Origin of the sequence: Salirhabdus euzebyi, assembly GCF_014207435.1 — a bacterium.
GTDB lineage: Bacteria > Bacillota > Bacilli > Bacillales > Alkalibacillaceae > Salirhabdus > Salirhabdus euzebyi.
The window spans coordinates 128,898-141,619 of sequence record NZ_JACHGH010000002.1 but is presented as its reverse complement, the minus strand read 5'-3'; the positions used below and the strand labels follow the sequence as shown (position 1 = coordinate 141,619).

The window sequence follows — 12,722 nt, the reverse complement described above, 5'->3', positions numbered from 1 at the left end:
TAAGCATGAGTTTTATTGAAAAAGAAATGAATTACTTTATGTTCATGCAATTGCGTGACTTAGCATACTCCTTTACTAATAAGGCAATGGATATTCAGTATAATCAAGTATCCTTTTTAGATATCTATGAACCAAAAGTAACAATTACAAGTTTTTGGGAAAACCGACAGTCAATAGGTCATCTTGGTGAAAAAAGTGATATTTACCTAAGAGCACTCGGGAATTATCACTTGAGTGATCGGCAGGCTTTACAAACCTTTTTAGAACTGAATCAATCCAGTACCTTACCTTCTTTCACAAAACAAATAGTTGCGTTTTTAGAGGATATTCGGCTAGAGGCAGCCATACTACAATATCGTCCAGGGACGAAAAAGGCTTTTGATTACAGAAGAAAAATGTATATGGATTTCTTTAAGGACCAATTAAAAGTTAATCGCTCTAGAGCATTTCATGGGGATACATTATTTTGCTTTCTAGCACTCGTTTTGTTACAAGGAATGGATTATTACGAGGACGGTACTCTCTCCCTTTCTCCCAGTGTATTAACTAAAGTGAAAGAAAAATTATTCACCGTTTTTGAATGCAAGGAAACGAATGATGTTGTTTCTCTTGCATGGGAAATATTTTTATTAGTAGAACACGAACTTTCAATGGATATGATTAATCCCTATTTCACATTACCGAAAATTAAAGAAGTGAAAGAATCAGATTTAGATGAAGATGAATTTCTAGACGAGGTATTCCCCACATGGAATAGAGAACGTAAGAAAGAGACAAAAGAAACTTTTTTGCAGTTTGATGTTGATGGTCAGCATCAGGATATGAAATTTGATAATACAGGACGTGAAAGTGAATCAACAGACCAAGTAATGGCTATGGTTCAAGGCCAGGCACAGCAAAGTGACCAAAATGACCATTCCGAGGCGTCAGCAGAACAAGTTGATTCTGACGATGATTTCTCAAAAGGAAAGGCAAACCGATTTGCTGTTGCAAAAATACAGGAACCAACAACTCCATCTGAACAAGAACAAGCTGAGTATGAATTTGTAAAAAACCAAATTTCCTTTGAGCAAAAAAAGCTAAAAAAATTGTTAACTGATTTATTAGAAAGAAAAAGGGAGCAAAATTTTCGCCGGTTACATTATGGTAAACTTGATCGGAAACTAGTCCGATTTTTCACAAGTGATAATCCAAAAATGTTTATTAAAAAGGAGGAAGACCAACAGTTTGACTGTGTGTTCTCCTTATTAATGGACTGCTCCTCCTCTATGATGGATAAAATGGATAAAACGAAAGAAGCTGTTGTATTATTTCACGAAACACTTAAAGAGATGAACATTCGACATGCTGTTACTGGCTTTTGGGAAGATGGAATCGAAAGTGATGAAAAGTACCAACCGAATTACTTTTTACCAGTTATTTCTTTTGTAGATAGTTTGAAAAAGCAGTCTGGAGAAAAAATTATGCAGCTACAACCCGAGGAAGATAATCGTGATGGTTTTGCCATTCGTTATATATCTGAGGCGCTTTCCAAGCAAGGGGAACAGCATAAATTTTTAATTGTTTTAACAGATGGAAAACCTGCTGCTTTTGACTATTATCAAAATGGCGTAATGGATACGAAGGAAGCCATTCAAGAAACGAAGAATAAAGGGATTCATACGATTGGTGTACAAATTGGTAGCCAATCGCAAGAACAAGAAAAGATGATGGAAGCAATGTATAACAATAAGTATATGATGGTTGAAAACATGGATTCTTTTGTCTCACAGTTTTCTTTCTTGTTAAAAACTTTATTAGTTAGCTCCAATTAAAGAAGCTAAGGCAACTTTTTTGTCGCCTTAGCTTTTGCGTTTTTAAGAGAGCTTTTGTTGTATTTCTGCCAATTCTTTGATAAGGAGGAGAACTTCGCCTTCATTTAATTTGACAGGTATTTGATCATTCACAGTTAAGATACAAGACTCTTTCTGTTCTGCCTTTGACTGTAAGTATTGCTGTAAAAGATCAAGCTGTTTATGTTGAATAACAGATTGAGTTATTAAATGTTTGATGTTCGTTAGGATAAATTCATCCTCTACTGTATTTAGTTCCCCCTGTACAACTTGTCCAACGTATTCAACCACAACTCATCCATCCCTCGTGTACGTTTTCTATAGTTTGGTGAGTATTTATTTTCTTTATACATAGAGACTTTCGTCACAGTAGGTTAGTACTTCCATTAAATCATCTATATAATGTGAAACAATACTCCGTTGCTCCTTATTATTTCTCTTCCAAATTCCTAGCATTCCAACCTGTTGTGCACCATACACATCATTCTCAATATGATCTCCTATGAAAAGGGCTTCTTCTGCTTTTACGTTTAAATCAGTCAATCCTTTTTGAAAAATCCGTGGGTCTGGCTTCCTTAGTCCTTCTTTTTCCGAAATTAACACACTATCAAAAAAAGTATTTATTTGTAGGGAATCTATATTTTTCTGTTGAAAAAGTTCTTTTCCGTTAGTAATTATTCCAATTTTTATCCCTTTTTTCTTTAGTCCTGCAAGGAGTCTTTTGACATTCGGAAAAGGGATGCAATGTTCAGGAAACATGTGTATGTAATCAGCCAATAACTGTTCTATTGTTAGGTTTTCTACATTAAATTGCTTAATAAGTTCCTGATAGACTACATCCTTCCATAAGTAACCATTACAATCTAAATCAATAAATTTTGTCATAAATGTTTCTTTATCAATATGGGAAAAATGCTCATAAAAACGCTCATACTGACTACTTATAAAATGGCTTAAAGAAGAATCCCGATCTAACAAAGTTCCGTCTAAATCAAAAAAAACCGCCTTTATCATATTGCTCACCTCTTCATTATTATAAATCAAGACTGTTTTCTGTAGATGTATTTTAATACATTAGATAGAAAATGCGACGTAACTTTGAAAGCAGCTGGGTGCTTTCAGCCGCTTCGGCAGAATACTTCGCTTTCCACGAACACGGCCTCAGCCTCCTCGCGGAAAAGCTTTAAATTACTTCGGAGTTTAAGGATACTGCGAAAAGATCTTATTTCAAAAAAGAGATGCCCCGCGTAGGAGGCATCTTCCTTTTAGTTATTTATCTTTAGCCCGACGGTCAGCTGCTCTTGATCTTTCTAAAGCCTCTAAATCCTCATTATCTGCAAGCTCCAGTGAAAATTCTATATCTCTTCCATCCGAAACAATTTCTCTTCTCGGTGTTTGTGGTAAATCTGCTTTATTTTTATCTCGTGCATGACGATTATGATTTGCTCTACCCATTTTCCAGTCCCCCTTCAGATTGACTCATGAGCAATATGCTCCTTTTTATCATTCCATTTTTCTAGAGGAACTATGAGATCTTTTTACGTTTTAAAATAAAAGGAGGCAGCATTATTTTTTTCAATTTGAGGATGTCTTTCCAATGCATTCATTAGCTGAATAAGTGCTTCATCCTTTTTCTTTGCTTCAATCATGCAATCAATCTTTTCGGTACTTCCATTAGCTGCCTCTACAAATCCTCTAAACATATCTGCATTTATATAGTCTGCATGATGACGAAATTGCTTTTCGCTTTTTGGACTTGAAATATGCATTTTTACTGGTAATGGCGAATGAGACCATGTATCAACAATGCGATTCCAATCCTTTTCCCAATTAAAATCTTCATGATTTGCTTTGTGGTGATGCAAATCAAAGACAAAAGGGATATTTAATTTTTCACAAACATAAAGTAAATCATCAGTGGTATAAATTTTATCGTCATTTTCTAGCATAATCATATTTTGAAGATGGGGTGGAATATACGCCCAATTTTCAATAAATCGTTCAAGTGATTTCATTTTGTTTTCATATTTTCCACCTAAGTGTAATACACATCGGTGAGTGGGATCGATTCCCATAGCAGTTAAGAGATTATAATGATATTTTAAATTTTTTATTGCTGATTGAAGTAATTCTTTTTTAGGTGAATTTAAAATAACAAAGTGATCTGGATGAAAACCGACACGCATATCATGTTTTGTAGCGAACTCACCTATTGCCTTTAGTTCATCCTTAATTGGAGTAATATAGTCCCAATTAGACAGTTCCTCATGGGTAGCAAGCGGTACTAGTCTAGAACTAAGCCTAAAAAAGGTAATGTCGTATGCTTTATTATGCTTTAGTAAACGCAAGCAATTTTCTAAGTTGGACTTAGCAATTAATTCTAACTTTCTAATGGCTGCTTCCCTATTTTCAAATTGACTGAACCGTTTGAAAGTCATTGTCTGTGAGGGGGAACTGTTTTTCAAGTGAACACTCATAGCAACATACCCAAGTTGAAATAACGTCATTTTAATTCTCCTATAATGGCATTGTTTTTTAGTTATGTATAGTTTTAACCTGTCGGAAAAAAATATGAACTAAATATGCCCGTTTTTTAGAACGGAGATTCATCCGATTCTTTTGATATCCATTCCATACATAGTAACTTTGTTCTCCTCAAAAGTTTTACTGATTTGAAATCCCACTTTTTCATAGCATCTTATAGCTCTTCTATTATCTGCCCGTACTTCTAGGTATACAGACGAAATATTAGGATCTAAGAATACTTTTTCGACAAAATATTTTGTAACTTCTGTGCCTAACCCTTTTGAATACAACTTCTGGACGCCTATTAAAATGGAATATTCAAAAATATCTTTATTTTTCTGCTGTTTTAATCCCACTCTGCCAACAACTTGTTCATCAACAATAATGGTAAAATATTTAGCATTAGGACGGGCTAATTTTCCCTTCCAATATTCGTTAAGTTGTTTAAGGGTATAGGACTTGAACTCTTTAGCATTTGCTGTATTATGTAACTCTTCATTATTGTACCACTCTAACAATGCAGGAACATCTTCTATTACCAGTTCCCTAATCGACCAGTTCATACTTCTCTCTCCTACCTAAACTATTATCTTCTTATTTTACCATAATTAAGAAAAACCTTTTCTCAATTTGAAAAAAGGCTAAGAAATACTTTTAGTTTTGACGATTATATTTCCACAGTATCCATCTATAGCGAACAAAACAACCAATGCAAAAACCCAATAGAGCTATACCCGATGCAAATAAAACCATAGCGGAGAATACGTGTCCCAAAAGGAAGAAGTCTATTAGATAAGCAACTAAAGCTAACCCAATTAATGTTGTTGCAATCCACTGGTTAAATAATTGCTGCTCCTTGTCTTCTTGTATATATTCATCTTTTGGTTTTCTCAAAAGTTTACTGCCCAATAAGATTACTACATTTTTTTTCGTAACAAGTGTAATTAACCCTATCACTAACGGTAAAATTAAAATAGTGAAATGAAAAGCATAAGACAATAATACACATACAAAAATGAACAATTGATTCGTTTGTACTAAAGGTTTTGGAATACCCAACTCCACCCCTCCTTATCCCAATTATACATAGTGGATAACTTGGAATAAAGGAAAATCACTTACATGTTAAGCTTCGGCAAAGCGTTCAACCTATCACTTCTCTTTCTCCATTAATTTCTTTACATGCGGTTTTGGATTCCAACAATTAAATTGATACGTGGGTTTCGTGTCATATCCTAACCTTTTACATGTATAACGTGTCCCTTTTTCCTCTTTAATTGGTAGGAAATGCGTGCATGTTGCACAGCAGTGAAATTTTCTCTTCATATCGTTTCCTGCCTTCTATTACATTTGTATAGGTGCTTTCATACCTAATAAACGAAGACCCTCTGTTAGAACAGTACTAGTTGCTGCGACAAGTGCAATTCGCTCCTCTTTTTGTTCATCGTCAGATAAAATTTTAACTTCCCCATAATACTTATTAAATGCTTGGGCAAGGTCAACGATAAATTTAGCTACCAAGGATGGATCATATTTTTGTAGTGCATGTTGAATGACAGTTGGAAATTCTAGCAGTAACATAACTAATTCCCACTCAGAATCATGACGTAAAGTAAATAAAGTTGGAGTTTGTATAGTTTCCCTGTTTGCTTTTCTCAAAATAGAGCAAGCTCTTGCATTGGTATATTGCACGTAAGGACCTGTTTCTCCTTCAAAACGGGTAATGTCTTCTAAGGAAAAATCGATATCATTCATTCGATAATTTTTAAGATCATGAAAAACGATTGCCCCTACTCCAACCATATGAGCAACTTGGCTTTTATTTTCTAGTGTCGGATTCTTTTTTTCAATATTGTCTTGAGCAAGGGAAATAGACTCTCGTAAGACATCTTCTAAAAAGACAACTTCTCCTTTTCGTGTTGACATTTTCTTGCCATCCTTAAGCATCATACCGAAACCAATGTGATGAAGATTTGAAGCCCAATCGTATTCTAATTTCTGCAATACTGCTTTTAATTGCTTGAAATGAAGTGTTTGCTCATTCCCTACCACATATAGTGACTTAGCAAATTGGTATGTTTGCTGTCGGTATAAAGCAGCAGCCAAGTCTCTAGTAGCATAAAGAGTTGCTCCATCTGATTTTTTGATTAAACACGGTGGTAATTGTTCATCCTCCAATAAAACAACTTTTGCTGAATCCGATTCTGTAAGCAACTCTTTGTTTTCTAATAGTTCCACGACAGACTCCATCTTATCGTTATAAAAAGCCTCCCCAGCTGTAGAATCAAATTGTATGTTTAACATTTCATAAATACGATTAAATTCCTTTAACGATTCTTCTCGGAACCAACTCCAGAGTGAAGTTGCTTCCTCATGACCGTCCTCTAATTGCTTAAACCATTCTCTCCCTTCTACTTCTAATTGTTTATTGTTCTCTGCTTCCTCATGAAATTTCACATATAAGGCAAGTAATTCTTGGATTGTCTTTTGTTTAACTTTTTCTTCGACACCCCAATGCTTATATGCAGCAATTAATTTTCCAAACTGTGTTCCCCAATCACCTAAATGATTAATTTTTATCGGTTTGAATCCACACTTTGCATGAATAAGGGCAATCGCATTTCCAATAACCGTTGAGCGCAAATGGCCCATGGAAAAAGGCTTTGCGATATTTGGAGAAGACATATCAATCGTAACGACTTCTCCTTTTCCTATATTATTAGAACCATAGCTTTCTTTTTTCGATAAAATTTCGGAAATAATTGTGGTGAAAACTTGAGATTTATTGAGAAACACATTTACATAAGGACCTACCACTTCTATCTTTTCAAATAGAGACGAATTAATGTTTTTACTGATTTGTTCTGCTATCTTTTGGGGAGCCATTTTTCGTTTTGCTGCCAATGAAAAGCATGGAAAGGCAAGGTCTCCAAAGTCAGTATGTTTTGGTTTTTCGATTAATCCTTCTATTTCCTGCACATCCAAATCGTCTTTCAACTGTTCCCATAAGATTTTAGCAAAATTATTTTTTACATTCATCATAATCCTCCTCCAAATTGTTTTGACAATATGTAAAACATCATGATTGACTCGCTTTTTTGTTTCCACTTTCCATATCAGCTAGCGTTGCTAAGTAAGGCTTGTTGTAGGAATTAAAAAAGCTCTCGTCTCTTCAAAAAAGAGACGAGAGCATAAAGTTTCCCGCGGTACCACTCTGATTGTTCTATTACAGAACCTACTTTGCTTTTGTTAACGAGGAGTTTAACCCCGGCTCATCCTAATCCGTTCAGATAAGCATCTCGGAAGTGCGTTTCATCTATTGATGAACATCAGGCTCACACCATCCCTGACTCGCTTTTGATATTCAATAGATTACTCTCTTCTTCATTGATATTTTTCCATACTAAGTTTAACTCATTATACGCATGAAACCCATTTTTCGCAAGGTTTTACAAAATTAACCGTCTTCTCCTTTTTTGTGGAAGATATCTAAATAATCCCATTTACTTTCTAACTCATCTAGTTTTTTACTTATATCAACTTTTTTACTTGCGCCTACATGAGTAATGATTGCATTTATTAAGCTTAATGGCGCAACAAAGGAGTCGATAAAAGTGGGCATCCGACTAGACGCAGTAAGCGGGATGTCTGCATAAGGAACAAGTGGGGAAAGCAAATTATCGGTTAGAGCAATAGTAGTGGCACCTCTTTCCTTTGCAAATGAAAACATTTTTAGGGTCGATTTCGTGTATCTAGGAAAACTAATTCCAATCACAACATCCTTCTTATTCAACTGATAAAATTTTTCTGCAATTAATTCCGACGATGTTATAAACTCCACATTATCCAGCATAATTCGGAGGTAGTATTCCAAAAACATTCCTAGAGAAATGGCACTCCGACTAGCAACAATATATATTTTATTGGCGTCTAACAGGAGGTTCACTGTTTTCTGAAATGCTTCTATATCTAATTTTTTCATCGTGGAACGAATGTTGGAAATATCATCTTGAAAGATATCATATATCCATCTTTCCTGTTCATCATCATACACTTGTGTACTCATTTGTAACCTTTCTGAGGTCGTTAACTGCTGCCTTAACGAGTCTTGCAGATCCTCTTGCAGTTCGGGAAATCCTGAATATCCGAGGAATGTCGCAAATCGAACTACTGTTGCCTCACTTACTCCAACGATTTTGGCTAGTTTACCAACCGTTAAAAAAGGAACATTATTAGGATTTTGAAGGATATATTTTCCAAGCTTCTCTTGTGCTTTACTCATACTTGGAATTTTTTCAGCGATTGATTGATAAACATTTGCCATAGTAGCCTATTTCCCCCTTATCATCTTTAGCGCTTTTTCATGCAATTCTATCGTTCTATTTATATCCTCTTCTGTATGCGCTGTAGACATGGAATAACGATTTAGCGGCTTAGTATAAAGTCCTAATGCAAGTAGTTTTTGATCGATTACCTTGCGTAAATCCATATTTGCTTTATCCATATCTCGATAGTTTTTAATCGGATCACTTGTTAGTAAAATATTAAAGATTGTACCCATCCCTATTGTTTGCATATCATAACCATATTGGTGATATACATGTTCTAACCCGTTACGTAAACGATTTGTTTTTTCGATTAATTTCCCCATCGTTCCATTTTGTTCTAAAATTTCTATTGTCGCGAGTCCAGCTGCTAGAACAGTTGGATGTCCATTATATGTCCCGCTGTGGAAAAGAACCTCTTTTTTATTATTGTTTGAGTTCCCTGCTGTTAAAATATCTCTACCACCATTTGGTGCACTTATCATCATAATTTCCTTTTTGCCCCCCACTGCACCTACCGGGAAACCTCCACCAAGAACCTTTCCTAACGCGGTTAAATCGGGCTTTATACCATATATTTGTTGGGCACCACCTAAAGCTACTCTAAATCCTGTTTTTACTTCATCAAAAATTAGCAGGATACCTAGTTCTTCTGTTATTTTTCGGAGTCCTTTCATGAATTCGATATCAGCTGGGATAAAACCTCCTTGAACGGGTTCTAATATAACAGCTGCTATTTCATCGGCATGTTTTCGAAGACGATCTTCTGTTGCTCCTAAATCATTAAATGGCAGCACAACTGTATTTTCTACGTAAAAATCAGGAATTCCGATTGACTCTGGGATGGAATTTGGTGATTTTGCAGAACCTGATTGACTTACATCAGGGTTCACACTAACTAAAAATTGATTCGAGCCACCATGATAATGCCCTTCAAATTTTGCTATTTTATGCTTACCTGTATATGCCATGGCCGAACGAACAGCTAGCAATGTCGCTTCCAAACCAGAGTTAGTGTAGCGAACCATCTCAATGCCATCATACAGCTCAATTAATTTTTCTGCCATGTTAATTTCTAATACATGTGGTGTACCAAAAATTGGTGTTCCACTTTGTTTTAATTGATCAAAAACTGCATTCATCACATATTCATTTCCGTGACCGTGTATTAAGGCCCCATAGCAAAGTAAATAATCAATATATTCATTTCCATCAACATCATACAGTTTGCTTCCTGTTCCTTTCTCCATCATGATTGGATGAGGTTCGAAATATTTAATATTTGCTGTCACCCCACCTGGCATAACCTTACACGCTTTTTCATAAAGCTCAACAGACATACGGTTACTTTCTGAAACATAGGAAGCTTCTACATTTAACACTTTTCACTTCTCCTTTGTGAAATTTTTGTTTATTTTTAATACATCATATGAAATATTTATTTCATAATCAACCCTTTTATGTAATTTTTTTTTATTTCATGAAAAAGCCCAGCATGTTATCCATACTGGGACACTTTTACGGCATTATGATTTTGAAATCATCACTTGAAAGGGGTTTGTTTAAATAATATCCTTGTCCTATGTCACAATCCATTTTTTCTAATAGCAAGAGTTGATCTTCTGTTTCGATTCCTTCAGCTATTACTTGCAAATTTAAATTTTTCCCTAAATCAATAATACTTTGAATGATAGGATAATCCTTTTGACCGTTCGATATATCATCCACGAACGATTTATCTACCTTTAAAACATCTAACGGAAAATGTTTTAAGTAACTTAGCGAAGAAAAACCTGTTCCAAAATCATCAATTGATATACAGATTCCTAATGAATGAAGTTTCTGAAGTACAGGTACAGCTTCATCCCTCTTTTGCAATACAGTTTCTGTTATTTCTAAACATATAAGCTTTGCTGGTATGTTGTATTTTTGTAATAGCTTTTTAATGAACCTATATATATTTTGTTCACGTATTTGGCGCACAGAAATATTTATAGACATTCGCATTGGGAAATGTCCTTGATCAAGCCATGACCTTAATTGGATTAGAGCCTCTTCAATCACCCATTCCCCAATAGATACAATCAATCCCGTTTCTTCTGCTATTGGAATGAATTCTGCAGGTGATATAGGACCCCACTCAGGATGTTTCCAGCGTAGCAAGGCTTCTGCACCAGTCATGTTTTTAGTCCTTAATTGGTACTGAGGCTGATATACTAAATAGAGTTCTTCTTTGCTAATTGCATTTCTCAATCCTTTTTCAATCTGTGTTTTTCTTTGAATTAATTTATTCATCTTATTTGAATAAAATTGATAATTGTTTTTCCCCTGTTCCTTTGCACCATACATCGCAATATCTGCATTTTTTATTAACGTATCTATATCAGCACCAGAATCGGGATACATACTTATACCGATACTAGGGGTTGTATGGATTTCTTGCTCGTTTATAAAGAAAGGTTCTTGAAAATTTTCCAATATCTTTTTACCAATTTTATCTATATCTATTTCATTTATGTTATTCAGAAGAATAATAAACTCATCCCCACCAAGTCTAGACACTGTATCTTCAAAAGACAATACACCTTCTAAACGGTTTGCTACTTTCATCAATAGTTCGTCACCGGCTAAATGACCAAGTGTATCATTAATGAATTTAAAGCGGTCTAAATCGAGAAAAACGACTGCTAATTTTCCATTTTCTTTTTTAGCGTTATCGATTGATTTCGCTAATTTTTCTGTAAACAACTTTCTGTTTGGTAACCCTGTTAAATCGTCATGAAATGCCAAATGCTTTATTTTTTCTTCCATTTCTTTCTGTTCTGTTATATCTTTGGCAACCCCAAAAACCCCAACCACTCTTCCTTTTATTATGATTGGTACAGTAGTTAATTGCAGTTGAACGATGTGGCCATCTTTATGTTTAATTTGACATTCATAATGCTGGGTTTCTCCTTGAAGGGCTTTAAGAAAATGTTCCTTTACTTTTTCAGTATCTTTAGGAATAATAAGTGGGGCGAATGGCTTACCAACTAATTCTTCAGGCTTATATCCAGAAATATCGTCTACCATAGGATTACAGCTTACGAAATTGCCTTTTTCATCAAAAGTCATAATAGCATCCGAATGATTCATAAATAAAGAACGATACCGCTCTTCACTTTCTTGAATTTTCTCCATCATTTTGTTTTTTTCTGAAGTATCCCTACCAATAGATAATAAGGCTGGCTTTCCTTGAAAATTTATTTTCTTCAAATTTAGTTCTACATAAATGTCAGACCCATCCAAAGCCCTTAGTTTATATTCTTTCGTTTCAACGTCTCCTTTTAATGCTTGCATCATTCTTGCTTCTGTTTCTTCTCTTATATCTTTAGGAAACATATGCATCAGACTTTTCCCTATTAAATCCTCTACATTTGAAGCTTTTAGTAACCTAACAGCAGCATCGTTTGCGTATATAATAACTCTTTCACGATGAATAACCATTGCTTCAGGAGAATGTTCAAACAAGTTAAGAAAATCTTCACGTGATTTATTTAAATCATCTTCCGTTGCCTTTCTCTTGGTAATTTCATGAGCCGTGAATACAGCCCCTACTACTTGATTCGTTTTTTTATCGTAAAGACTTTTGCCTTTGATATTATAGAAATGCATCGGATACTGAGGTAATTTAAATCCGATTTCCATATCTTCCACATCGTATTTATTTAAAACTTTGTTTATTGGATTTTCCTCTTCTGTTATTAATGTTTTTCCATCAGCATGATAGAACCTACAAAGGTTAAGCCAGTCCTCTATTTTATCGTTTTTATTAGGCAAATTATATTTCGCCCGAAAAGCTGGATTAACATAAACTACCTTCGAATATTGATCGATTACGATAATTCCATCCTCTATCGTTTCGATTGCAGTTGACAGGATTTCCTCTTCTTTATTTTCCCATTCTTTTCGAAAAAACAACCCTTCCCACCCCTAAAAACCTATTCCTTAGAACAGATAACATTTTCATACATAAAATATAGAAATTATAGTATTACGA

Annotated in this window: 11 protein-coding genes and 1 other annotated feature; of the genes, 1 reads left to right on the top strand and 10 read right to left on the bottom strand. The window is 34.8% G+C overall.

From position 1 onward, the window contains the following. Positions 1-5 precede the first annotated feature (5 nt). Positions 6-1,814 carry a vWA domain-containing protein gene (locus HNQ94_RS03755; protein ID WP_174495010.1) on the top strand — a complete coding sequence of 603 codons (1,809 nt, stop codon included), beginning with the start codon at positions 6-8 and terminating at the stop codon, positions 1,812-1,814. Between the two features lie 42 nt (positions 1,815-1,856). Here the strand turns inward: HNQ94_RS03755 and HNQ94_RS03750 are convergent, their stop codons facing one another. The 10 genes from HNQ94_RS03750 to HNQ94_RS03705 form a co-directional block, all read right to left on the bottom strand. Then, positions 1,857-2,123, bottom strand: coding sequence for a hypothetical protein (locus tag HNQ94_RS03750; RefSeq protein WP_174495011.1), 267 nt, complete (start codon positions 2,121-2,123; stop codon positions 1,857-1,859). Between the two features lie 54 nt (positions 2,124-2,177). Next, positions 2,178-2,846, bottom strand: a complete 669-nt coding sequence (locus HNQ94_RS03745; protein WP_174495012.1) for an HAD family hydrolase — start codon at positions 2,844-2,846, stop codon at positions 2,178-2,180. 255 nt (positions 2,847-3,101) lie between these two features. After that, complete coding sequence (locus tag HNQ94_RS03740; RefSeq protein WP_174495013.1) at positions 3,102-3,287, bottom strand: YfhD family protein; 186 nt, start codon at positions 3,285-3,287, stop codon at positions 3,102-3,104. Between the two features lie 83 nt (positions 3,288-3,370). Then, entirely contained in the window at positions 3,371-4,339 is a 969-nt protein-coding gene (gene uvsE, locus HNQ94_RS03735) for a UV DNA damage repair endonuclease UvsE (protein WP_174495014.1), read from the bottom strand. 99 nt (positions 4,340-4,438) lie between these two features. Further along, positions 4,439-4,921 (bottom strand): GNAT family N-acetyltransferase, encoded by a 483-nt coding sequence (locus HNQ94_RS03730; protein ID WP_174495015.1) that lies wholly within the window; start codon positions 4,919-4,921, stop codon positions 4,439-4,441. Positions 4,922-5,012: 91 nt separating this feature from the next. Beyond that, complete coding sequence (locus tag HNQ94_RS03725; RefSeq protein ID WP_174495016.1) at positions 5,013-5,417, bottom strand: DUF4395 domain-containing protein; 405 nt, start codon at positions 5,415-5,417, stop codon at positions 5,013-5,015. Positions 5,418-5,702: 285 nt separating this feature from the next. After that, on the bottom strand, positions 5,703-7,397 hold the full coding sequence (argS, locus tag HNQ94_RS03720; RefSeq protein WP_174495165.1) for an arginine--tRNA ligase: 1,695 nt from the start codon (positions 7,395-7,397) through the stop codon (positions 5,703-5,705). Positions 7,398-7,534: 137 nt separating this feature from the next. After that, positions 7,535-7,755: a binding site (T-box leader), on the bottom strand. Between the two features lie 60 nt (positions 7,756-7,815). Next, positions 7,816-8,682: a MurR/RpiR family transcriptional regulator gene (locus HNQ94_RS03715; RefSeq protein WP_174495017.1), complete on the bottom strand. Its 867-nt coding sequence runs from the start codon at positions 8,680-8,682 to the stop codon at positions 7,816-7,818. 6 nt (positions 8,683-8,688) lie between these two features. Beyond that, the gene (locus HNQ94_RS03710; RefSeq protein WP_174495166.1) at positions 8,689-10,023 is read right to left on the bottom strand and encodes an aspartate aminotransferase family protein; all 1,335 of its coding nucleotides are present in this window, start codon (positions 10,021-10,023) and stop codon (positions 8,689-8,691) included. Between the two features lie 178 nt (positions 10,024-10,201). Continuing rightward, entirely contained in the window at positions 10,202-12,643 is a 2,442-nt protein-coding gene (locus HNQ94_RS03705; RefSeq protein WP_174495018.1) for an EAL domain-containing protein, read from the bottom strand. Between the last annotated feature and the right edge of the window lie 79 nt (positions 12,644-12,722).